A 23,371-nucleotide genomic window follows, 5' to 3' on the forward strand; every position below is an offset into this window, starting at 1 on the left:
CGGTCATGACCCGCGTTCTCGTCGTCGACGATTCCGCGCTGATGCGACGTCACCTCGCACAGCTTCTACAGCAACAGCCGGGATATGACGTCCGCACGGCACGCAACGGCGTTGAGGCGCTGAACCTGGTCGAGGAGTTCGATCCGCAGGTCGTGACGCTGGACGTCAACATGCCTGAAATGGACGGCATCACCTGCCTCTCGCGGATCATGGTCGGCAGCCCGCGCGCGGTCATCATGGTGTCGTCGATCACCGAACAGGGGGCCGAAACGACGTTGCAGGCGCTCAGCCTCGGGGCGTTCGACTTCGTCCAGAAGCCGGGCGGGACGATCTCGCTGTCGCTCGACCAGATCGCGGCGCAGCTTGTCGCCAAGGTCAAGGCCGCCGCCTCGGCACGGGTCCGCGGACTGGGCGGTGCCGTCACGCCGCGGCGTCCGGCATCGCCCCCTCCGCCGCCGGTCCGCATCGCGGCGGACGGCACGATGGAACCCGGGCTGGTGATGCTGGGCGTATCGACCGGCGGGCCGGCGGTGCTGGAACGAATCCTGCCGGCGTTGCCCGGCGACCTGCCATGGCCCGTGCTGGTCGCACAGCATATGCCGGCCAGCTTCACCGGAGTCTTCGCGCGGCGGCTGGACGCATTGTCCGCGTTGACCGTGCAGGAACTGCGCACCGCGACGCCGCTGCGGCCGGGCAACGTGTATATCGCCCGGGGCGACGCCGACATGGTCGTCGCGCGGCGCGGTGGCGTGCTGACCGGGCTGTCGGTGCCGGCGAGCGAGGAGCATAGCTGGCACCCCAGCGTGACCCGGCTGGTCGAGAGCGCGGCCGATCTGTTGCCGCCCGAACGGCTGATCGGCGTGCAACTGACCGGCATGGGCGACGATGGTGCCGCCGCGATGGCGCGCTGTCATCAGCGCGGCATGCGAACGATCGCGCAGGATGCCACGACCAGCGCGGTCTTCGGCATGCCCAACGAACTCATCCGTCGCGCCGGTGCCAGCCTCGTGCTCGCCAGCGACGCCATCGCCGGACAGATCGCGCGGTGGCTCGTCCCCGGCCGTCGCGCCGTCGCGTCGTAACGAACAGGAACCGTCCCATGCCATTGGTCAAGGCCGATATCGAAACCGACACCCGGCCGGTCGCTCCCGCCGTGGATGGGCTGCCCCAGCTTATCGCACAGCTCGCGTCGCCGGTCGCGGCGGAACGTCGCGCGGCGGTGCGTGCCGCCGAGGCCCGCGACGACGGCATCGCGCCGCTGTGCGCGCGGATCGCGGAAGAAACCGCGCCCAGCGTGCGCGAGGCGATCATGGCGGCACTGATCCGGCGTCGCTCCCCCGTCGTCGTCGCCGCGCTGCTGTCGTTGCTGCGCAGCGAACAGCCGCCGCTGCGCAATGCCGCGCTGGAGGGGCTGGCCGAGATGCCGGACGAGGTTGGGCCGCATATCGTCGGATTGCTGCGCGATCCCGACAGCGACGTGCGCATCTTCGCCGCCAACCTGCTGCATGTCCTGCCACATCCGCAGGCCGCGACGTGGCTGATGACGGCGCTGTCGGACGATCACCCCAACGTCTGTGCGGCGGCGATCGACGGGCTGGCCGAGATCGGCGGCGAGGATGCGCTGCCCGTGCTCGCCACGGTGGCGGAACGGTTTCCCGGCGACAGCTTCATCGCGTTCGCGGTGCAGGTCGCGACGCAGCGGATCGGCCGATGCTGAGTTCGGTTCGATCGACGACCGAGACGTCCGCCGGTCCCGTCATCACGCCCCAGGACTATGCCAAGTTCTGCGAATTCTTCTATCGCAAGACCGGCATGATGTTCAGCGACAACAAGGCCTATTTCGTCGAACGGCGTTTGCAGGACCGTATCCTCGCCACCCGCAATGCCAGCTTTCGTGAGTATTTCACGCTGGTCCGGTTCGAGACATCGGGGGTCGAGATGCAGCATCTCGTCAACGCGATGACGGTCAACGAGACGTATTTCTACCGCGAGGACTATCAGTTCGATGCGCTGGTCCAGCACGTCCTTCCCGACATCGCGCGGACGCGCGCGCCGGGCAAGCCGATCCGCATCTGGTCGCTGCCATGCTCGACCGGGGAGGAACCCTATTCGATCGCGATGCAGATCCTAGAAAACTGGGGGCAGGCGGATGCGTACGACATCGAGATTCTCGCGTCGGACATCGACAGTCGGGTCATCGTCGACGCCAAGGCCGGGATATACAGCGCGCGCGCGCTGCACCGCCTGTCGGACAAGCTGAAGGCGAAGTATTTCCGGCCGCGCGGCGACGACTTCCAGATCTGCGACGCATTGCGCCAGTCGATCGATTTCAGCGTGGTGAACGTGTCCGACGCGATGGCGATGCGCCGGTTTCGCGACATCGACGTAATCTTCTGTCGCAACATGCTGATCTATTTCGACGACGACTCCCGGCGTCAGGCGGTGGAGACGCTGTACGAAAGCATGCGGCCCGGCGGCGTCATCTGCCTCGGCCATTCCGAAAGCATGAGCCGGATGTCGGCCATGTTCGAGCCGCGTCGATATGGCGGCACCATCCTGTATCAAAGGCCCGCCGACCATGACTAATGCAGCCCATGGCAAGCGCATCCTCGTCGTCGACGACGGCATGACGACCCGCCTCTATTATCGCTCGGTGTTCGAGGCGGCCGGCTTTGCCGTCGACGAGGCGGCGAACGGGCTGGAAGGGCTGGAGCGGGCGCTGCTCGACCGGTTCGACCTGCTGATCGTCGACGTCAACATGCCCAAGATGGACGGATATGCGATGATCGCGCGGTTGCGCGGCGACAGCGCGATGCAGGCGGTGCCGATCGTCACCATCAGCACCGAGGCCGAAGGGCGCGACGCCGACCGTGCCTATGAAGCGGGGGCCGACCTGTATCTGGTCAAGCCGGCGACACCGGCGCAACTGGTCGAAACGGCGAAACTGCTCACCGGAGTCGTCGCATGAACGACGCGCTGATGACGCGCTTCGTCGAGGAAGCACGCGAACTGCTGCAGGCGTCGGCGGCCGGGCTGCTGGTGCTCGAACGCAATCCCGGCGACGCTGCGGCGATCAACGAGGTGTTTCGCGCGGTCCATACGCTGAAGGGATCGTCGGGGCTGTTCGACGTCCCCGCGCTGACCCGGCTGGTCCATGCCGGCGAGGATCTGTTGTCGGCGGTGCGGCTGGGGACGTTCGCGCTGCAACCGACGATCGTCGACGAGTTGCTCGACAGTTTCGATCAGGTCGGCATGTTCATCGACCAACTGGAAGGGGAAGGGCGGCTCGCGCCCGATGCGGACCGGATCGCCGTGCATGGCGCCGGTCTGTTGCGCGCCCATCTGGGCGAGACGCAGACGGTCGTCGCGGCCGTCGACGCACCGCTTGCCGTGGTATCCGACGATTGGCTGTCCGCGATCGACCCGGGCGCGCTGGCAGTGGGACGCGCGCGCGCTGCGGCGGGCGAGCCGGTGCTGGTGGTCCGCTACGACCCGGACCCCGGATGCTTCTACACCGGGACCGATCCCGTCGCGGCGGTACAGGAACTGCCCGACATGGTCGGCCTTGCGATCGAGGCGCGCGACCCGTGGGGCGTGCCGGCGGATTTCGACCCCTACCACTGCAACCTGCGGCTCACGGCGCTGACGGGCGCGGCCCGCGAAACCGTCGAGCAGGTCATGACGTACGAACTCGACCAGATCGAGATACGCACGCTCGCACCGCCCGCGTCCGCGATCGTCGCGGAACCGGTCGCCGCGCTGCCGCCCGCGGTGCGCCATGTCGTCGCGACGCAGGTGCGTATCCTGAGCCGCATCGGATACGACCCGGTCCGGCTGCAATCGACCGCTACGGTCGTGACCAACATGCTGTTGAGCGTCGCGCGGCCCGCGCTGTCGGAGGCATGGCAGGCCGCGCTGGCAGAGGCACATCGCAGCGCCGATGCGACCCCGTTGCTTGCATTCCTGACCATGTTCGACACGTACGGGGACGCCGTCGCGTCGGTGCCGGATGCCGGTGCCGGGCCGGAACCGACATTCGCGGCCGATGTCCCGCTGCCCGTGGCGACAGCTGCCGCGCCCGGCGATGCCGCGCGCACCGCGTCGCGCACGCTGAAGGTCGATCAGGGCAAGATCGATCTGATGATGACCCTGATCGGCGAACTGGTCGTATCGAAGAACGCGCTCCCGTTCCTCGCCAAACGAGCGGAAGAAGTTCACGGGTCGCGCGACATGGCCCGCGAGATCAAGGAACAATATGCGATCATCGACCGGCTTACGCAGGAGATGCAGTCCGCGATCATGCAGGTCCGCATGCTGCCGGTCGCCGAGATATTCGACCGTTTCCCCCGCCTGATCCGCGACATCGCGCGCCGGCTGGACAAGCAGGTCGATCTGGCGATCGAGGGCGAGGATACCGCCGCCGACAAGACGATCGTCGAGGCGCTGGGCGATCCGCTGCTCCACATCGTGCGAAACTCGCTGGATCACGGCATCGAACTGCCGCAGGCGCGGATCGCGGCCGGTAAGCCCGCCGCCGCGACCGTCCGGCTGAAAGCGTTTCAGGACACCGACAGCGTCGTCATCGAAGTCAGCGACGACGGCCGCGGTATCGACCCCGTTGCGATCCGCGACGCGGCGGTCGCAAAGAACGTCGTCACCCGCGAGGAAGCCGACGCGCTGAACGATCAGGAGGCGGTGAACCTCATCTATCGTCCCGGTTTTTCGACGGCGGCGGAGGTTTCCGACCTGTCCGGTCGCGGCGTCGGCATGGATGTGGTGCTCAGCACCGTGCAGAAGCTGGGCGGTCGCGTTTCCGTCACCTCGCAATTGGGTCATGGCACCACGACGCGGCTGACGATGCCGCTAAGCATGGCGGTGACACGGGTAATGGTCGTCGATGTCGGTGACAGCCTGTACGGCATTCCGATGGACGTGGTGGTCCAGACCGTCCGCCTCGCCCCCGAAGCGATCCGTCGCGTCAAGCAGGACGAGGTGTTCGTGCTGCGCGACGAGGTCGTGCCGCTGGTGCGGATGGCGAACAGGCTGCACGTCACCGCCAGCGATCACCGCACCGCCGACGAACGGGGGGAGGCGGTGCTGGTCTGCCGCTTCGACAATCGTACCGTCGGTCTGGTCATCGACGATTTCCGCGAAGGCATGGACGTCATTCTCAAGCCGATGGACGGCATCCTTGCCGGCGTACCGGGCTATTGCGGCACGACGCTGCTCGGCGACGGCCGCGTCCTGCTGATCCTCGACCTCAAGGAGATGCTGTGATGCCGATCCGCTATACCAAGACGCGCGTCCATCTGGAGGGGCGCTGCGCTGTCGAAGAAGCACTCGACCTCGTCGCCTTCCTCAACGCGAACCCCCGCGCGAAGGTCACGCTGGCCAAATGCACCGGCGTGCACAGCGCGCTCGTACAGGTGCTGATGGCGTTTCGTCCCCCGGTGATGGCGGTCGGTGACGCACCTGCCGTCGCACCCCTAGTCGCCCTTTTTGCTGTCACGGAGTAACGATGTCCGCCTCTATCCTGATCGTTGATGATTCCCCCTCGATGCTGATGAGCATCGGGATCACGCTCGGCGCTACCAGCCTGACCATCCACAAGGCCGAAAGCGGCGAGGCCGCGCTCGCGCGGTTGCAGGAGGGGCTGAAGCCGGCGATGATGCTGACCGATCTCAACATGGGCGCGATGAGCGGTATCGACCTGGTGAAGGAAGCCCGCAAGCTGCCGGGCTATGCCTTCATGCCGATCGTCCTGCTCACCACCGAATCGAGCCAGGACATGCGCAATCTGGCCAAGTCCGCCGGCGCCACCGGCTGGCTGACCAAGCCGGTCGAGACGGAAGCACTGCTGCGCATCGTGCGCAAGCTGGTGCCATCGGCCTGACCGGTCGCGGCGTCCGGTGCATCGGCACGTGGAACGCGCGCGAGCCGGCCGATCCTCCCCGCCGGAAAAGGCTGCCGTTTGGCGGGGTTAGGGGGCGTAGCATGTCGTTGCTGCGCGTTCGGGCCCGGCGCGGTCAGGCGAACGTCGCCATACGGCGCCCGTCGTCGATCGCCGGTGCGATCCGAACCGCCATGCCCCCTTCGTATGACTGCGTCGGGGGCAATTTGCATTGCGTAAAACGATTGTGATATCGGCTCGGGCCTGAGGATTTTCCGGCGCGCCCCGAACCGAAACGGCGGTGCAGCGCGAACCCGGCCGGGCCCCGCGCCTCCGCCCATCAGTATCGGACCCCATCATGCAAGCTTCCACGGTCCCGCCCGCGCGTCCGCGCCGGTGGAAACGCGCGATCCGAAACATCGCCATCCTGCTGCTGCTGATCGCCGCAGCCGTCGCCGCGTTCCTGTTCCGGCCGATGGCGATGCCTGCCAACGCTGTGGCCGAAAACGACCGCCCGGTCGACGTCGTGGTGATCGGCGGCGGCGTCATGAGCGTGACGCTGGCAACCTATCTCCAGGAACTGGAACCGGGCTGGCAGGTGCGGCTGTTCGAACGACTGGACGGCGTGGCACTGGAAAGCTCGAACGGGTGGAACAATGCCGGCACCGGTCATTCGGGTTTCGCAGAGTTGAACTATACGCCCGAAGCGAGCGACGGCACGATCGAAACCGAAAAGGCGGTGCAGATCGCCGAGCAGTTCGAGGTCGCACGCCAGTTCTGGGCGCATGAGGTAAAGGTCGGACGCCTCGGCGCGCCGCGCGGCTTCATCAACGCCACGCCGCATATGAGCTTCGTATGGGGTGACGAGAACGTCGATTTCCTGCGTCGGCGTCAGGCCGCGCTCGTCCAGAATCCGCTGTTCTATGGCATGGAGTTCACGCGCGATCCGCAGCAGATCAAGGCATGGGCGCCGTTGGTGATGCAGGGGCGCGACCCCGCGCAAAAGGTCGCCGCGACCTACATGCCGCTGGGCACCGACGTGGATTGGGGCGTCATCACCAACCAGCTTGCGCGCTCGCTGACGCGCAACCCCAATTTCCGCATGGAATTACGGCACGAGGTGCGTGGCCTGTCGCGCAACGCCGACGGCACGTGGAACGTGACGGTGCGCGACCTTGCCGCGAACAAGGACCGTACGGTCAAGTCGCGCTTCGTCTTCATCGGCGCGGGCGGGGCGTCGCTCAAGCTGTTGCAGATGTCCGGGATTCCTGAGGCGAAGGACTATGGCGGCTTCCCGGTCGGGGGCCAGTTTTTAGCGTTCGAAACGCCCGCGCTGACCGCGCGGCACGGGGTGAAGGTGTATGGCAAGGCCGAGGCCGGATCGCCGCCGATGTCGGTGCCGCATCTCGACGCACGCAGGCTCGACGGAAAACAGGTGGTGCTGTTCGGGCCCTTCGCGCTCCAGAGCACGAAGTTCCTAAAGCAAGGATCGTGGCAGGATCTGTTCAACAGCGTGTACAAGGACAATGTCGGCCCGATGATGGCGGTGGGCAGCGAGAATGCCGAACTGGTCCGCTATCTGGTCAAGCAGGCCACGCTGAACGACGCCGATCGACAGGCCGAACTGGTGAAGTATTTTCCGACCGCCAAGCGTGGCGACTGGAAGCTGATTACCGCAGGACAGCGGGTTCAGGTCATCAAGCGCGATCCGAAGAAGGGGCCGGTCCTGCAATTCGGGACCGAGATCGTGACCGACCGGCAGGGCAGCATCGCTGCGCTGCTGGGCGCATCGCCCGGCGCATCGACTTCGCCCGCGATCATGCTGAGCGTGCTGACGAAGGCGTTTCCCAAGCAGATGGCGGGGGCGTGGAAGCCACGGATCGAAGCGATCATTCCGTCCTATGGGCAGCAGTTGAACGACAGCCCGGCACTGACCAACCGCATCCGTCGGATGACCAGCGAGGCACTGAACCTGCCCTATATCGAGGTGCCGGCAAATCCCGGTGCCGCGCCGGTCAAAGTGCCGGCGCCGGCTTCGACTCCGCAGGGCCGGACGCTCAATCGGGAACAGCAGGCGCTGTAGATACGCCACGGCCTGTCGAGCGTACCACGCCTCGACAGGCCGTTTTCGTACCCCGCATGGCGGGATCACCATGGTTCATTCGAATGGGCGGATAAGCGGTGGGTCAGGATTCTGCCCGATTCGACGCTGCCCATCCGCACACCGGTCGGCTTACGTCGCCTGATTGGCGGATACGGGCCTGGCCGTGATGTCGAAGCGATCGGCATTCATGACCTTGACCCATGCCCGCACGAAATCACGCACGAACTTTTCCTCGTGACCATTCTCGGCATAGACTTCGGCGGTCGCCCGTAGCTGCGAGTTCGATCCGAAGATCAGGTCGGTCCGCGTCGCCCGCCACTTCTGCTGACGGCCACCGCGATCATACCCGATGAACTCCTCGTCGCTGGACGTATCGACCAGATCCCAGAACGTGTCGTTGTCGAGCAGGTTGACGAAGAAATCGTTGGTCAACTGACCCGGACGTTCGGTCAGCACGCCTTCGGGCGCACCGCCGAAGTTCGCGCCGAGCACGCGCAGGCCGCCGACCAGCACCGTCATCTCCGGCGCGGACAGACCAAGCAGCGCGGCCTTGTCCAGCAACAGCTCCTCGGTCTTCACCGGGTGGCGGGTCTTCAGGTAGTTGCGGAACCCGTCGGCCTGCGGCTCCATCCATACGAAGCTTTCGACGTCGGTCGCTTCCTGCGTCGCATCGCCACGACCGCCAAGGAACGGCACGGCCACGTCGAACCCGGCATCGCGCGCCGCCTTTTCGACCGCCGCCGAACCGGCCAGCACGATCGCGTCGGCCAGCGACATGCCGCCGCGCAAATCATCGAGCTTCGCCAGCACCTGCTGCAACTGGTCCGGCTCATTGACCGGCCAGTCCTTTTGCGGGGCAAGCGCGATCCGCGCGCCGTTCGCACCGCCACGATGGTCCGACCGGCGATAGGTCGACGCCGATGCCCATGCGGTCTTGACCAGCTGGCCGATCGTCAGCCCGCTCGCCAGTACCGCTTCCTTGAATGCCGCCACGTCCACATCCGACGGCTGTGCGCCGACGGGCACCGGATCCTGCCAGATCAGCGTTTCTTCGGGAACTTCCGGCCCGAGGTAACGGACCTTCGGACCCATGTCGCGATGCGTCAGCTTGAACCATGCGCGCGCGAACGCGTCGTCCAGCGCCGACTGATCGTCGCGGAAACGCAGCGCGATCTCGCGGAACTCGGGGTCCATCTTCAACGCCATATCGGCGGTGGTCATGATTGTCGCCACGCGCTTGCTCGGGTCGCGGGCGTCGGGTGCCATGTCCTCCGGTTCAGGGTTGACCGGCGTCCACTGCTTCGCGCCGGCGGGGCTTTCCGTCAGCTCATAGTCGTACTTGAACAGCAGTCGCAGATAATCGCCGGTCCAGCGGGTCGGGTTGTTCGACCACGCGCCCTCGATCCCCGACGTGGTGATGTGGCCCTGACCGATCTCCTCGCTGTCGGTCAGCCAGCCGAGGCCCTGCATGTGCACCGCTTCCGACGACGGGCTTTTGAAATGTGGCGCGGACTTTGCGCCATGCGCTTTTCCGAACGCGTGACCACCGGCCGTCAGCGCGACGGTTTCTTCCGAGTTCATCGCCATGCGCTGGAACGTCGCCTTCATGTCGCGCGCAGACGTCAGCGGATCGGGATTGCCGCCCGGGCCTTCGGGATTGACGTAGATCAGCCCCATCTGGATCGCGGCAAGCGGGCCTTCCAGCTCGGGCAGGTCTTCGCTGATGCGCGTCTGCGCACCTTCGTTGACCCAGATTTCCTCCGCACCCCAGAAGGTGTCGCCTTCGGATGCGAACACATCCTTGCGACCGCCCGCAAACCCGAACACCGGGCCGCCCATGCTCTCGATCGCAACGTTACCCGCAAGGATGAACAGGTCGGCCCAGCTGATATCCTTGCCGTACTTCTGCTTGAGCGGCCACAACAGACGGCGCGCCTTGTCGAGATTGCCGTTGTCGGGCCACGAGTTGAGCGGCTCGAACCGCTGTTGCCCCGACGACGACCCGCCACGACCGTCGGTCACACGGTAGGTGCCCGCGGCGTGCCACGCCATGCGGATCATGAACGGCCCGTAATGGCCGTAGTCGGCAGGCCACCACGACTTGCTGTCGGTCATCAACGCCGTCAGGTCCGCCTTTAGCGCAAAATAGTCGAGCTTCTGAAAGGATTCCGCATAATCGAAATCGTCGCCCATCGGGTCGGGCGACACGCCATGCTGATGCAGCATGTCGATCGGCAGCGCATCGGGCCACCAATCCTTGTTCGTACGGCCGAGCAGCGAGCGGGCCTTTACCTCGCCACCGCCCTTGGGGCCCATCGGACAACCGCTGTCGCGGGGCTGTTCATAATCGGCCATTTCGGCGTCCTCTCTCGATACATATCACTTCGATGCCCCGAACATGCTGCCGGTGAAGGACATCTGTCCAATCGATTATCTGGAACAGAACGATCAGGTCCGTCGATCAACGACACTGGCTCGGGAGTGATTTGGTTGAAAGAAGGAAACGCGCTGGCGCTCCATAGGATGCCATCGGCGTTGGGGTTTCGCGCGGCGCAGCGCGTGGGATGTAATCCGGCAACCGCCTTCACGGGGGGCAGGGGGCGCCGCCGGACCCTGATCAGGCACCCACGACGCCGGAGTGGCGCGTGCGCGTCGCCAATGCAGCGACTTGTCATGATCGGGGATCGGCGGAACCAGTCCGCAAGTTCCGCCAGGGTACGGTGTTCCGGGAAGACGGCGCTGCCCGGCAGCCGAAGCCGCCGGGCCGATTTTCACGGGATCGCCTCGACACGCGGTCTACGCCGGACGGCACTCCCGCGCTGTCGAACGATGCGCCCCCAACCTCGGGTGGTCGGCAGTCCGGCGATCGTTGAGCCGGTCAGCGTGTCTGCCATTGGACGACCGCCCGCAGGCTCAGAATGACGACCCCGTCCGCGTCGCGCCGCCCCATCGGGCGGGCGACGTACTGGAAGTCCGGTTGCAGCGTCAGGAACGGCAACACCCGGTCGCTGTAGTTCAGTTCGAACAGGCCTTCCGACGGGGCGAATGCCGGTTCGCCTGCCGGATCCGGGCGGCGATACCGGTCGCTGAGACCGGCCATGACATAGCCGATCGACAGCGTGCTTTCGGGACGCGCCTTCACGAGGCCCCTTCCCGAAAGCCCCACCTGCACGCTGCTTTCGAACGGGGTGGTATCGCCGTCCGACACGCCGGCCCGCAGGAACGCGCGCCAGTAGCCGGGCCGATCGGGGGTGCCGGTCAGGTCCTGCTCCGCCATCACATAGGCACCGTGCGACACCGCCCGGTCGGCTTCGGCGGACGTTCCCGACAGGGCGAACCCGGGCTGACGGCGCGAATAGGTCCATGCGCCGACCGATAGCGCGCTCGGCCCCTGATGCCCCGCTTCGGCGATGAACAGCAGCGGGCGTGGGCCACCGCGATCGACCGTTCCCTCCGGCACCCGTACGACGGCGAACTGTCCGTAATTGCCGCCAGCCGCATAGCGTACCCGCACGGCCAGATCGGTGCGGGGAAAGATCGACGGCCCCGACGGACCGGTCGCCGCAATCTCCGATCCCACATAGAAGGCGGGACTGATGAATTGCGTGCCCGCCGGTTTCGGACGGAATTCGCTGTTCACATCATATTGTCCGGCCCGCACCGACAACCGGCCGTCGGCGAAGCTTTGCTGAAACCACGCCTGAAACAGTTTCAGGTCCGGGCCGCCGACCTCGATATCGTTGATGGGCAGGAACGTGCCGGCAGTGGCTTTCGGATTGCCCCCGAACGTATTGAACGCATGGACGAATGCCGTGGCGCCGTGCCAGCCAAGGACCTTTTCGAAATCGGCTGCGACGGTAAGCTCCGCCCTGTCGACATAAGCGACGTCGCTTCCGCGTTCCCCCGCATCGACGCCGACCAGGTCGCTCTTGTAGGTAACGCCGATCTGGAAAGCCGGTGTGCGGACCTCGTCCGATTGCGCGGAGGCGGCGGTCGGCACAAGGGCCGCGACGGTGCCGGCCATCAGTGCAAGCGCATTTTGCAGTTTCATGGGAACGTTCCTTGTTTGCAGAGGTCGAGCGACGACCGGCAGGCGCGCGTCTCCCCGCGCCGACCCGGCTGTCTCGATGCTGGCGGTGGGAGTTTCGCGGCGTGGCCGCATTCGGCGTCGTCGCAATCGGCTTCGCCGGGTGTCAGTCCGAAATACGGTCGCGCACCGCAACGGTTACGGGTTTCGTGCGGCCATCATGGTGGAGACGCCCACCCGTATCGCGAAGGAGGGGCAGCTTGACGGGAGGCCCGGCGGGGCGCGGAGGACGTGCTCCCGCCGGGCGTCGTCGTCGATCAGGCGGCTGCCGCGAAAGCGGAGAAGTCGATCGCCCCGTCTTCGGCTTCGAAGATGCGGGCGGGGGCGAGCAGGACGACGAAGCCGCCGCCGCTGCGCACGATCCCGTCGATGTAATCCGATCGCCAGCGCACCCCGATGTCGGGCGTCGTTTCGATCGCGTCCGCCTTGAAGGTCGCGACATCCAGCACGCGGTCGACAATCACGCCCAGCGTCAGCAGGCGCTCGTCGCACTGGACGCTCACCACCAGAATGCGGGTCATGGGATCGATGGTCGCGGCGGGCAGGCCGAGCCGGACGCGCAGGTCGATCATCGGAATGGCATCGCCACGCACGTCGATCAGACCGGCGAGCCAGCGCGGCCCCTGCGGCATCTGGAAAGCGTCGCGATAGTCGAGGATTTCCCGGACCGAGCCTACCGGGAGGGCGAAGATTTCGCCCCCCAGGTTGAACACGACCGCTTCGATATCGGCGGCCGGGGTCATGCCGCGCGCCCGAATTCGGCGTCCTCGGCGTCCGGCCCGCCCTGCATCAGGTCCATGGCGAAGCCGCGCGCCCGCGACTGCTGCTCGGCGACCGATCCGGCCTTCGCCTTCGGCTTGACCGCCTTGGCCACCGCCTTCTTCATCGGTGCCGGCTTGCGCGCGACCGGTGCGGCCGGACGTGCGGCGGGTTTGGCACGGGTGTCGCTCGCCTCGATCTGGAAGAAGGCGATGCCCCCCTGCAGTTCCTCCGCCTGCCCCGCCAGTTCCTCGGACGTCGAGGAAATCTGTTCGGAGGCCGATGCGTTCTGCTGCGTCACCTTGTCGAGCTGCTGGATCGCCTCATTGATCTGGCTCGACCCGATGTCCTGCTCGCGGCACGCGGCGCTGATTTCGCTGACCAGTTCCGCCGTGCGGCGAATGTCGGGCACCAGCTTGGACAGCATCTCGCCTGCCTCGGTCGCGGCCGTCACGGTGTCGGACGACACCGCGCTGATTTCGGCGGCTGCCGTCTGGCTGCGTTCGGCCAGCTTGCGCACTTCGGATGCGACCACCGCAAAGCCCTTGCCATGCTCGCCGGCCCGCGCCGCCTCGACCGCCGCGTTCAGCGCGAGCAGATCGGTCTGGCGTGCGATTTCCTGCACGATGCCGATCTTCTGCGCGATCGTGCGCATCGCACCCACCGCACGGTCGACCGCGATGCCGCTGGCTTCGGCGTCCTTCGACGACTGGCGTGCGATCTTTTCGGTCTGCGCCGCGTTGTCGGCATTCTGTTTGATGTTGGCGGTCATCTGTTCCATCGACGCCGATGCTTCCTCGGCAGCCGCCGCCTGTTCGGTCGCGCCCTGCGACATCTGATCGGCGGTCGACGACAGCTGCTGCGTGCCCGTCGCCACATTCTGTGCCGCCACGGTGCTGTCGCCGATCACGCCGCGCAGGCGGTTGATCATCGACACCAGTGCATGGCCCAGCTTGTCCCGGTCGGACATGGGCTGGTAATCGACCGTCAGGTCGCCCTGCGAGATCGTCTCGGCCAGCGCCGCCGACTTGCGCAGCGCCACGGTCAGCCGGTTGACGGTGTCGACCAGATCCTTGATCTCGTCGTTGCTGGTGACCGTGATCTCCCGATCCAGATCGCCCGTCGCCACCGTGTCGATCGCGTCGCCGACCCGGCGAAGACCCGACGATACGATCCACGACACCCACACCGCACCGGCAATCGCGATCAGCAGCGCCGCGCCGGCGACGATCAGCAGGAGCGTACGCGCCTGGCCATACATCCCGTCGGCGTCGCTGGCCGACTGCGCCATCTGGTCCTTGCTGCTCTTGATGAGTTCATCCAGCGAGCTCCTCGTCTCGACCGCCACCGAGCGCCCTTCGTTCAGCGTCAGATCAATCGCCTCGGCGACTTTGTTCTGCTCGCCCAACGCAACGATCCGCTCGTTCATTCCCTTGTTGGCGGTCCATTTTTCGCGGGCATTGCTCCATATCCGTTTGCCCTCGGGCGTCGAGGTCAGCGCCGCACCCGCTTCGAGGCTTTCGTCGACCTGACCGCGCAGCTTCAGGGACTGCTCCTTGAGGCTGGCGATCTTGGCGGCGTCCCGCGTCAGCAGAATGTCCTTCTCGTTGCGGATGACGCTGCCGACGTCGGAGTCGACCGATCGCGCCAGATCGAGCAGTCGCGCAGACTGGTTGACGACGTTGGTGGTCGCGCCGTTAAGCTCGCCCATCCGGTTGATCCCCACGCCGACGACGGCAATCAACATCAGGATCAGGACCGCGAACGTCGCGCTCAGTTTCATTTTGATCGTGGCACGCATCGTAAAAGCCTCCTTCGGCTTCGGAATCAATGAGCGGTGGGGACGTCGGCACGTGCTGCCGGCGTTTGAAAACGGGTGTACAGGTCGCGCCGTACGACCACGCGGCTGTCCGGCCGGACAGGTTCGCGCAGGCGGCGCTGTCCGATCGGCAGCGGCGTATTGCCGCCCGACATGTCGAACGTTGCGACCGCCTCGATACTGTCGACGGGCAGGCAGATCCGCGTCGCCGCGGTATGGATCGTCAGTCCGACGCCGCTGTTGCGCCTGTGCTGCGTGGCCCGTAGATCGACCGGCCGATGATCCGACTGCGCGAATGGGCAGCATCGTCGACGAGCGGGCCGGCACCGGGCACTGCGATGCGTGAGATCACGTCCACGACTTCGCGGACGAGCGCCGCGTCGGGCGCGAAGACCCGTTCGCCCATGCCGGAGGGCACGACTCTCCGCGCGGTGTCGGGGTTCGTCGCCAGCGACAGTGTATCGCACCGGGCATGACGACCGGCGTTCCGATATCGAGATTGATGCGCAAGCATCGGCTCGACACCGACAGTCCAGCCGCATAATCGGGCTGCACAAACATATTTCGCGAAGGGGGGGACGAGGGTCCGCGCTCCACGAGGAACAATCTAGCCATTGGTCGCGTCTCGTATCTTGAGCCGAAGCACTGTCGATCCAGCGCTTCCCGACAATCACTGCCCAAAGCGTAACTATGAACGTTACACTAATCAGGGAGAGTTTTTTTGCCGACGAGTACGCGTTTCGTTGTTTCGGTTCACATGCTGGCGCTGATGGCTCGCCACGGTAATCGACCGCTGCCATCGGAAGTGATCGCAGCGGATGTCGGTACTAATCCCGCGGTCATCCGTGCGTTGCTGTCACGGTTGTCGACCGCGGACCTTACGACATCGCAGCGGGGGAAGGGTGGGGGCGCACTGTTGGCGCGCGCGCCCGGAGACATACGGCTTCTCGATATCTATGCTGCCGTAGAAGAGCGGGAGATTTTCACCGTTCACAACTCGGCGGTCAGTAATCGTCAGGGGGTTGGCGGTTACGTGCTCGCCTCGCTGGTCGACCCGCTTCGCCTCGCCCGAGAAGCGATGGAACGGGAGCTTGCGCAGGTCACCGTTCAGGACATGGTCGACAGTATCGCGCTGTTGATCGACCGAAAGGATCATGCAGGGGGCCGTTCCGGCTGAAATCGTCGCGTTGCCGTTCCGCTTGTTCCCTTGCCCCTATCGAATGGCAGTTCGTCGGCCTTCCGGTGTTTGATCGCACGGTTCGATCTATGGCGAGTCCACTCACCCGGCTTAGATCGTCTGCACTAATCGACCGGTCTTTTTGCATCCATCCAACCGGTCCGATGACGGACGGTTGAGTGAACTTTCCCGCATGGTGCAGGTTCTTACCGCACCCTTTCAGAAGCCGAACGGTTAATGTCATTCGGCACTAACCCGCTGTTTCTGAAATATCTTTGTGAGTTCAGGAGAGACGAAAATGAGTGATCGTGACAGAACCGGTTTTGGCCATGACACTTCTGGCCGTGGTCCTCTGGACAAGGCGACGGATGCGCTCGTCGGTCATGACGATCCAAATCGCGGTCCGCTCGACCGTGCCGCAAATGCTTTGCGCGGGCACGACGATCCGAACCGCGGGCCACTCGACCGTGCGGCCAATGCTTTGAGCGGCCGTGACGACCCCAATCGGGGTCCCGTCGACCGCGCTGCCAACGCCTTCGGCGGACATGACGATCCGAATCGTGGCCCTCTCGACCGTGCTGCGAATGCCGTAACGGGCGGTTCCGGCGGCATCGGTGCAGCGCTGGGTGCGGACACTTCGACAACCGATCATACCATGGGCGAGTCACGCACCGTTTCGGCCATGTTCGACAGCAACGGGGAAGCCGAGCGTGCCGTATCCGAACTGCGCCAGATGGGCGTCAGTGACAGCGCGCTTTCCATCATCGCACAAAGCAAGCGCACGATGACCACGCGCGGCGGCGATGGTGAAATCACCGATGAAGAGCATAGCAGCGTGCTGCGAGGCATTCTGGGTGGCGGCGCGGCAGGCGCAGGCCTTGGTGTGCTGGCACTAGCCATTCCCGGCGTCGGCCCTCTGGCCGCACTCGGTGCAATTGCAGCGTCGGCCGTACCGGAGGCGATGGCAATCGGTGCCCTTGCCGGCGCTGCAGCAGGTACGTTCAACGAAACGTTGAAGAACCACGGCGTCAGCGACGAGGACGCGTCCTACTATGGCGACCGACTGAAAACGGGCGGCGTATTGGTTACTGCCCATGTATCCGGCCCCGAGGGCGAGCGTGTTCGCAACGTGCTGTACCGCAATGGTGGGCACAGTTCCTCACAAGCCCGTACGACGACACTCTGATATTGCGGCCGGGGGCTTCTAAGGTCCCCGGCCGGACCCGTCGGAAGGTCGGGACTGTCGTGCACCGGCCGATAATGCCGGGCAGCGAATGCGAATGCTCAAAAGAAGCAATCGTGGAAGGTAGCGATGGGCGACAACCCTTCAGGCAATTGAACACGAAGCCGATGCGGCGACGTATCGGATAGCGCTGTTTGTCGTATCGGACCGGTTCATAACGCGACCATCGACCCGGGATGCGGGGCTGGATGAATTTGGCCTGCGGAATATCCGTGAGCAGTCGGCGTCGTAGCCTTGATCGACGAATGGGCATTGCAATTTTTTCCAACCTGGCCACCGGTAATGAACAAGTTGAGCCACGGCCATTGGCATCAGCAATGGCATCCAGGTTGGTCTTCGTTCGATTGCCTTTGACAAGCCGAGAACTGGCTTAGGCCTAGCCGATCAGGCCGCCGGAATTCGTCGAATCCGCCACATGCCGATCTTGCAGCTAGATCCCGCGTGAACCAAGGCCACGCTCCCGACCCCATACGACCGCACCGCTGCGGCGACTGACCCCCAGCTTGGCGTATATTCTGGCCACATGGTTACGGATGGTATTCCGCGACAGGTTCAAGCGCTCGGCGATGACCGTGTCGTCGAGATCGTCGCAGATCAGTCCAAGCACTTCACGCTCGCGAGGGCTTAGTTCGGCCGCAGGAGCCGCAGGGCTGGGTCGCCGCAACGTAGCAAGCTTGTCTAGGATCGAACGGCTCAGCCAACTCGCATCCTTCATGACCTCCTCGATAGCGCCTGCCAACTCGAGTTCGCTGCGCCTTCGTTCGGTGATGTCCTGACAAGCCCACAGGGCGCAGGGCTTCTGATCGATATCGATGGTTTCCGCCGCGACCAGACAGTCGATGGAATCCTTCTCGCGGGTCGACAGCCGGGCCTCGTGCTGGAGAAGGGATCCGTCTGCGCGCAGTTCCGCCTCGGCGGCCTCGCGCTGCGATGCATTCTCCCAAAGCGCGAGCTCCTCGGCCGTACGGCCTATCGCCGTCTCTTCGGTATGACCGGTCAACTGCCGGAAGGCGGCGTTCAACCGCAGGATACGGCGATCGACGGCGCTGGTTACCATCATCGCGACCGGCGCCATCTCGAATACGGCCAGCAGATGTCGCTCGCTTGCCTCGAGCGCAGCCTCGGCCTCGCGGCGCGGCTGCAGGTCGGCGAAGGTCAGCAGCAGCGCATCCTCTTCTGTGACATCGATCGGCTGGCCAGCGAACAATACCGTCCGTCGCGATCCGTCGGCGACAAGCAACTGCGCATCCGCCTGCGGAAGGACCTGGCCGTCTTCGATCCGGCGACGCACGCTTTCGGGTTGTTTAAGACCTTCGAGCAGGTCGAGGGCGAACAGGTTTTTTCCCTCAAGCTGGTCCCGCGCGAAACCGGTGAGCGCGAGAAAGCCGGGATTGGCTTGCGCAATGCGGAGATCGCGAAGGCGGATGACCAATGCCGGTGCCGGATTGGCCTCGAACATCGCCTTGAAGCGGGTCTCCGCATCGAACCGCGCCGACACGTCGCTCAACACCAGCGCCAGATAATCCGGTTCCCCGCCGTCTACATCCATCGTCACGTCACGGACCTGATGGACCCAGCGGACCTCGTCGTCGCCTGACAGAGATACCCGCACGGTTTCGTCGGGAAAACGTTCGCCGGCAAGCAGTCGAAAAAGCGGATATTCGCGCTGCTTCAGCAGGCGTCCGTCGCCGGCCCGCAGGGTGAAGCGCTTCGCATAGTCTTCGACGGTAGATCCGAGATTCTCAAGATGACGAATGCCGTGCATCAGCAACGCCGCCTTGTTCGCACTCAGAATGGCCCCGGTCGGATCGACGATGATGACGCCGTCCAGCAACTGCGCCATCAGCTGCTCGAGGTGGCGGAGTGTGGGAGGGACGGTGGGAGCAGGCATCGCCGTTCAACCACCATTCCCAAACTTCGTTCCTTACGCAGTACCCATACGACTAGTGCTGAGACACTATCGCAAGCTTCGACGCCGAGTAGCCCTTTTGAACCGCTGGGGACTGGCAGCCGTTGAGCATGCGTAACGTAACAGCAGAAGGAAATTCCATGGGTCTCATCATACTCCTCGTCGTGGGCGGAATTATCGGCTGGGTCGCCAGCTTGATCATGCGCACGGACGGTCAGCAAGGCGTCTTGCTCAACGTCATCGTCGGGATCGTCGGTGCACTGCTCGCCGGCCTTGTCGTCACCCCCCTGATCGGCGGCGCGCCCATTACGAGCGGCGCGATCAACCTTCAGTCGATCCTCGTGTCGCTGGTCGGCGCGGTCGTGCTACTGGCGATCATCAATCTCTTTCGCCGTGGCTCGGTCCGGTAAACCGATCCGTGTCCGCCAGTCTTCCGAAAGGAAGACTGGCGGCAAGCGTTGAAACCGAACTATCCCGCCAGTCGCGCTTGCGCTTCGCCTTCTAGGTCCGAAGCCAGCATCCGTTGAACCTCCGCTTCGACGATCGGCTTGCTGAAATAGAATCCCTGGATCTGGCTGCAACCCTGTTCCCGAAGGATGTCGAGCTGGCCGGCGTTTTCGACCCCTTCGGCGGTCGTCTCCATTCCAAGCGCTTCGGCGAGGGTGGTGATCGAGCGGATGATCGCGGTCGCGCCTTCGTTGCTGAGCAGATCGATGATGAAACTCCGGTCGATCTTGATCTTGTCGAACGGAAAGGCGCGCAGATAGCTGAGCGATGAATAGCCGGTCCCGAAATCATCGAGCGCAACGCGTACGCCAAGCCGGCGCAGGCTGTGCAGCGAGGCGAGCGTCGTTTCGGGATTGTCGATGAACAGGCTTTCGGTAATCTCCAGCTCCAGCCGGCGCGGTGGCAGACCGGTTTCGGACAAGGCCTGCAGAATCACCGCGCTAAGGCCGGGGCTGCGAAACTGTACCGGCGATACGTTCACTGCGACACGAACGTGATCCGGCCACGTACACGCCACTCGGCACGCCTCGCGTACTACCCATTCACCGATCGGCACGATCAGCCCGGTGTCTTCGGCTAACGGAATGAAGTCGACCGGCGAGACCATGCCCCGCTCGGGATGGTTCCATCGCAACAGCGCTTCAAACGCCGATACCCGCGATTCCGACAGGTTGAACAGCGGCTGGAACATCAAGGACAGCTGCCCTTCGTTGATCGCGTCGTGCAGATCGAGTTCCATCTGGCGCCGTTTGCGCGCTTCGGCATCCATTCCCGGCTCGAAGAAGCGATAGCCACCGCGGCCGTCGTGCTTCGCGCGGTACAGGGCAAGGTCGGCGTTTCTGGCAAGCGTCACCGGTTCGTCGCCGTCGGTTCCGAGGATGGCGATGCCGATGCTGGTGCCGGGGACGATGCGATGTTCGTTGACGATACACGGCTCCGCCACGATGCGTGTTAGTTCATATGCGGCACGGTCGAGCGGGCGCTGCGCATCGTCGAGCACCAGCGCGAATTCATCGCCGCCAAGCCGCGCGACGAACCCGCCGTCGGCAAAAGCGCTCAGCCGCCGTGCAATCTCGCATAGCAGGGCATCGCCGGTGGGATGGCCCAGCGTATCGTTCACGGCCTTGAACTGGTCGAGATCGAGACAGAACAACGCCTGTTGCCGACCGACGACCGGGCGGGCGAGCGTCGTCGCAAGATGCTCGCGAAGCAGCACGCGATTGGCCAGTCCGGTAAGGCTGTCGTGCAGCGCCATGTGCGTAATCTGGCGCTCGCGTTCCCCGATGTCGTCGACCATGCGGTTGAAACTGGCTGCCAGTGTGCCGAGTTCGTCGCGCGTCTCGACCGCGACCTGCGCGTAATTTCCCTTCGCCACCATCCGGGCGGCATGATCCAGCGCGGCGATCGGCCGGGTGATGCGCCGGGCAAGCAGCCAGCTTCCCGCCGCCGCCGCCGCCACCCCGACGATGCCGCATGTCAACAGCAGCCAGAGCATCGGGCTGTACTGGGCGAGCGCATCCGTAATGCTGTGCTGAAGCAACAGCATCTGCGGTTCATCGTCGTGGAACGTCGGGATCGGCGATGCCTGGATCAACGTGCGTGATCCGGCAACGTCGCGTTCGATCGGGACGCCGCTGCGCTGCTCCGGCGACAGCGTCGATGCGGGTACGATACGCGGTGCGAGGTCGATCGACGACAGCCTCGAAAGCTGCGCCATTTCCCGACCGTCTAGCGCATTGGCGAACACGACCCAGCCGATCGTCACCGGCGCCTTGACCGGCGCGGCGGCGGCGTTGAAGCGCATGGTGCCGACGCGCAATACGCCCTGGCTTCGGCCGTCCTCCAGCGCGCTGCGCATATGCTCGGCATCGGCGGGGGCGATCGTGCCGCGGAACCCGACGATTTCGTGATCGGCGCTGACGAGGAACGCCTGATCCAGATCGAGCCGCCCGCGCAGTGAATCGAGCGCGGAGGCGATCGTCGGGGCGTCCCCGGTCGCCACTGCACCGCGAAAGCCGAAGTCGGCCGCGAGCACCTTGCTCGCATCTCCAAGCTGGGCATATCGCATCGCCGTCACCCGGTCGAACACCTTGGCACCGGCAGTCATCTCCCGCTTGATCATCCCTTCGGCACTGGCGTTGATCCCGGTCCACGCGCCGATCAGGATCAACGCGGTCGCGATCGCGAACAGCGCCGCGTAGAACAGCGTCAGCTTCGCCGACAGCGAACTGCGAATCCGGCTGCTGGCCGAACGTAACCGGCTGGTTTCACGCGCCATCGTCCTCAACGCAGAACGACGATGATACGCTTGGCGATGTCGCCGTTGACGGGGACGTCGAGCGGAAACGTAATTTCGTTCAGCTTCGATTTCAGACGTGGATGCCAGATCGTGAGACGCGCCTTGCCCCCGCCGACCCCGGCGATCCGCGTGTCGCCCGCTGCGCCGGTCTTGTTGGCGAACGGGGTATCGACGACACGGATAAAGCCCGACATGGCATCGTGGATGTTGCAACCCAGGGCGACCGCACCGGCGCTGGTGAAGGTGTAGCTGCGGCTTTCGTCCCGCGCGAACAGTTTCAATTCAAACTTCGCGGGTCGGGAGAAACTGTACACATGATGGCGCACCTTGTCGCGATTTGGAAAGGTGACGGTGGCACCGACCGGTACGATCAAGGTGCCGGGATTGAACGCGATGTTTTGTTGGACCATCGTGTTCGGCCAGGGGAAGCGAATTGGTCCGGCAGGTACGCCTGCATCGGGTTTGATGGTAACCACCGCATCGACGACGGGGTTGCCGTTGACGTCGACGACGCGGACGTTGACGTTGCCCGCGATTGCCGGAACGGGGGCGGCAAGGCCAGCAGCGGCGAGCAGAAAGACGATCCTCATTGCGCTGCTATCGGCGCAAAGCGTCAAGCTCCGGTAAATACCGATGCATTCGCAGGATGTTGTCAACGCTGCTTTAATTGCCCGCATGCGATGCGGCGTCATGCATCGTTGCTCTCCTCTCCGCCTGTCCCTCTTCGCCGCATGCGCCGTTCCTGTCGGTGCGGTGTCCGCCGCCGGGCAGGATTTCGGCGCGCCGGGCAAGTTGCTGCTGACCAATGGGGTCAGCACGATCGAGGGCGCTGCCGGCGGCGGCCTGACGCCGTGGGCGGTAATCGCGGGGAATGCCACGAAAGACGGCATCGGCGCGCAGGCGGCGGCAAGCATCGTCGAACTGCCTGATTACGACTTCACGAGTATTTCCGGGACCGTCGGCGCATGGAACCGCATCGAACTAAGCTATGCGCGGCAAGTGTTGGACACCAATAGGGTCGGTGGGGCGCTGGGCCTCGGCAACGACTTCAAGTTCGACCAGGACGTATTCGGCATCAAGATGCGGATCGCCGGCGATGTGGTCTATGGGCCCGAATGGATGCCGTCGATCGCGGTCGGCGCGCAGTATAAGAAAAGCCTCGATGCGCCCGTCGTGCAGGCAATCGGTGCCGCGCATGGCGAGGGCGCGGAATATTATGCCGTCGCGACAAAGCTGTTCCTCCGCTGGTCGCTGCTCGCCAACGTCACCGTGCGGGCGACCAAGGCGAACCAGCTTGGACTGTTGGGGCACGGCGGCGCGTTGGGTGACAGACACCGGCTCCAGTGGGAAGGCTCGATCGCCCATCAGCTTTCCCGGCGGCTCGTGATCGGTACGGAATTCCGGTCCAAGCCGAGCAATCTGGCGATCGCGCGCGAGGACGACTGGTTCGACATCTTCGCCGCCTACGGCATCAACCGTCATCTCACTGCGACCATCGCCTATACCGACCTCGGTTCCGTCGCGACGTTCGACAGACAACGCGGCATGCTGCTCCAGATTCAGGGCAGCTTCTGACG

At 64.8% G+C, this 23,371-nt stretch carries 20 protein-coding genes; 12 read left to right on the forward strand and 8 right to left on the reverse strand.

All coding sequences use genetic code 11. The annotated features are described in order from the left end of the window. The first annotated feature begins 5 nt into the window (after positions 1–5). The 8 genes from cheB (at position 6) to mqo (ending at position 7,973) form a co-directional block, all read left to right on the forward strand. Positions 6–1,082 carry a chemotaxis-specific protein-glutamate methyltransferase CheB gene (gene cheB, locus IFT55_RS10840; protein ID WP_192091894.1) on the forward strand — a complete coding sequence of 359 codons (1,077 nt, stop codon included), beginning with the start codon at positions 6–8 and terminating at the stop codon, positions 1,080–1,082. A gap of 17 nt (positions 1,083–1,099) precedes the next feature. Continuing rightward, entirely contained in the window at positions 1,100–1,717 is a 618-nt protein-coding gene (locus IFT55_RS10845; protein ID WP_192091896.1) for a HEAT repeat domain-containing protein, read from the forward strand. Then, on the forward strand, positions 1,711–2,586 hold the full coding sequence (locus tag IFT55_RS10850) for a CheR family methyltransferase (RefSeq protein WP_192091898.1): 876 nt from the start codon (positions 1,711–1,713) through the stop codon (positions 2,584–2,586). The genes IFT55_RS10845 and IFT55_RS10850 overlap by 7 nt, the downstream gene beginning before the upstream one ends. Continuing rightward, positions 2,579–2,968, forward strand: coding sequence for a response regulator (locus tag IFT55_RS10855; RefSeq protein WP_192091900.1), 390 nt, complete (start codon positions 2,579–2,581; stop codon positions 2,966–2,968). The genes IFT55_RS10850 and IFT55_RS10855 overlap by 8 nt, the downstream gene beginning before the upstream one ends. Continuing rightward, complete coding sequence (locus IFT55_RS10860) at positions 2,965–5,277, forward strand: chemotaxis protein CheA (RefSeq protein ID WP_192091902.1); 2,313 nt, start codon at positions 2,965–2,967, stop codon at positions 5,275–5,277. Before IFT55_RS10855 ends, IFT55_RS10860 begins: the two co-directional genes overlap by 4 nt. Continuing rightward, complete coding sequence (locus tag IFT55_RS10865; protein ID WP_197976416.1) at positions 5,277–5,516, forward strand: hypothetical protein; 240 nt, start codon at positions 5,277–5,279, stop codon at positions 5,514–5,516. Before IFT55_RS10860 ends, IFT55_RS10865 begins: the two co-directional genes overlap by 1 nt. A gap of 2 nt (positions 5,517–5,518) precedes the next feature. Continuing rightward, positions 5,519–5,893 carry a response regulator gene (locus IFT55_RS10870; protein ID WP_192091906.1) on the forward strand — a complete coding sequence of 125 codons (375 nt, stop codon included), beginning with the start codon at positions 5,519–5,521 and terminating at the stop codon, positions 5,891–5,893. Positions 5,894–6,248: 355 nt separating this feature from the next. Further along, positions 6,249–7,973, forward strand: coding sequence for a malate dehydrogenase (quinone) (gene mqo, locus IFT55_RS10875; protein WP_192091907.1), 1,725 nt, complete (start codon positions 6,249–6,251; stop codon positions 7,971–7,973). A 150-nt stretch (positions 7,974–8,123) separates the two neighbouring features. On the opposite strand, the gene katG is transcribed toward mqo, so the two are convergent. The 5 genes from katG to IFT55_RS10900 form a co-directional block, all read right to left on the reverse strand. After that, positions 8,124–10,349: a catalase/peroxidase HPI gene (gene katG / locus IFT55_RS10880; RefSeq protein ID WP_192091909.1), complete on the reverse strand. Its 2,226-nt coding sequence runs from the start codon at positions 10,347–10,349 to the stop codon at positions 8,124–8,126. 523 nt (positions 10,350–10,872) lie between these two features. Continuing rightward, complete coding sequence (locus tag IFT55_RS10885) at positions 10,873–12,045, reverse strand: carbohydrate porin (protein ID WP_192091911.1); 1,173 nt, start codon at positions 12,043–12,045, stop codon at positions 10,873–10,875. Between the two features lie 293 nt (positions 12,046–12,338). Then, on the reverse strand, positions 12,339–12,824 hold the full coding sequence (locus tag IFT55_RS10890) for a chemotaxis protein CheW (RefSeq protein WP_192091913.1): 486 nt from the start codon (positions 12,822–12,824) through the stop codon (positions 12,339–12,341). Further along, complete coding sequence (locus IFT55_RS10895) at positions 12,821–14,641, reverse strand: methyl-accepting chemotaxis protein (RefSeq protein WP_192091915.1); 1,821 nt, start codon at positions 14,639–14,641, stop codon at positions 12,821–12,823. Before IFT55_RS10895 ends, IFT55_RS10890 begins: the two co-directional genes overlap by 4 nt. Positions 14,642–14,882: 241 nt before the next feature. After that, positions 14,883–15,065: a hypothetical protein gene (locus tag IFT55_RS10900; RefSeq protein ID WP_192091916.1), complete on the reverse strand. Its 183-nt coding sequence runs from the start codon at positions 15,063–15,065 to the stop codon at positions 14,883–14,885. Between the two features lie 315 nt (positions 15,066–15,380). Between IFT55_RS10900 and IFT55_RS10905 the strand changes: the two genes are divergently transcribed. Together IFT55_RS10905 and IFT55_RS10910 are read left to right on the forward strand one after the other, a co-directional pair. Further along, on the forward strand, positions 15,381–15,836 hold the full coding sequence (locus IFT55_RS10905; protein ID WP_192091918.1) for an Rrf2 family transcriptional regulator: 456 nt from the start codon (positions 15,381–15,383) through the stop codon (positions 15,834–15,836). A 298-nt stretch (positions 15,837–16,134) separates the two neighbouring features. Beyond that, positions 16,135–17,022, forward strand: coding sequence for a hypothetical protein (locus tag IFT55_RS10910; protein ID WP_192091920.1), 888 nt, complete (start codon positions 16,135–16,137; stop codon positions 17,020–17,022). Positions 17,023–17,509: 487 nt separating this feature from the next. On the opposite strand, the gene IFT55_RS10915 is transcribed toward IFT55_RS10910, so the two are convergent. Beyond that, positions 17,510–18,970 carry a PAS domain S-box protein gene (locus IFT55_RS10915; RefSeq protein ID WP_342029288.1) on the reverse strand — a complete coding sequence of 487 codons (1,461 nt, stop codon included), beginning with the start codon at positions 18,968–18,970 and terminating at the stop codon, positions 17,510–17,512. Between the two features lie 158 nt (positions 18,971–19,128). Here IFT55_RS10915 and IFT55_RS10920 point away from each other — a divergent pair, with 158 nt between their 5' ends. Beyond that, a complete protein-coding gene (locus IFT55_RS10920) occupies positions 19,129–19,398 on the forward strand; it encodes a GlsB/YeaQ/YmgE family stress response membrane protein (RefSeq protein WP_192091923.1) in 270 nt (89 codons plus the stop codon). A 59-nt stretch (positions 19,399–19,457) separates the two neighbouring features. Here the strand turns inward: IFT55_RS10920 and IFT55_RS10925 are convergent, their stop codons facing one another. Both IFT55_RS10925 and IFT55_RS10930 read right to left on the reverse strand, forming a co-directional pair. Then, positions 19,458–21,773 carry a putative bifunctional diguanylate cyclase/phosphodiesterase gene (locus IFT55_RS10925; RefSeq protein WP_192091925.1) on the reverse strand — a complete coding sequence of 772 codons (2,316 nt, stop codon included), beginning with the start codon at positions 21,771–21,773 and terminating at the stop codon, positions 19,458–19,460. A gap of 5 nt (positions 21,774–21,778) precedes the next feature. Next, positions 21,779–22,486 (reverse strand): cupredoxin domain-containing protein, encoded by a 708-nt coding sequence (locus tag IFT55_RS10930; RefSeq protein WP_249403760.1) that lies wholly within the window; start codon positions 22,484–22,486, stop codon positions 21,779–21,781. A 61-nt stretch (positions 22,487–22,547) separates the two neighbouring features. Between IFT55_RS10930 and IFT55_RS10935 the strand changes: the two genes are divergently transcribed. After that, positions 22,548–23,369, forward strand: a complete 822-nt coding sequence (locus IFT55_RS10935; protein ID WP_342029289.1) for a DUF3034 family protein — start codon at positions 22,548–22,550, stop codon at positions 23,367–23,369. Positions 23,370–23,371 lie beyond the last annotated feature (2 nt).

It is taken from the genome of Sphingomonas sp. CFBP 13720 (genome assembly GCF_014842075.1).
Taxonomy (GTDB): Bacteria; Pseudomonadota; Alphaproteobacteria; order Sphingomonadales; family Sphingomonadaceae; genus Sphingomonas.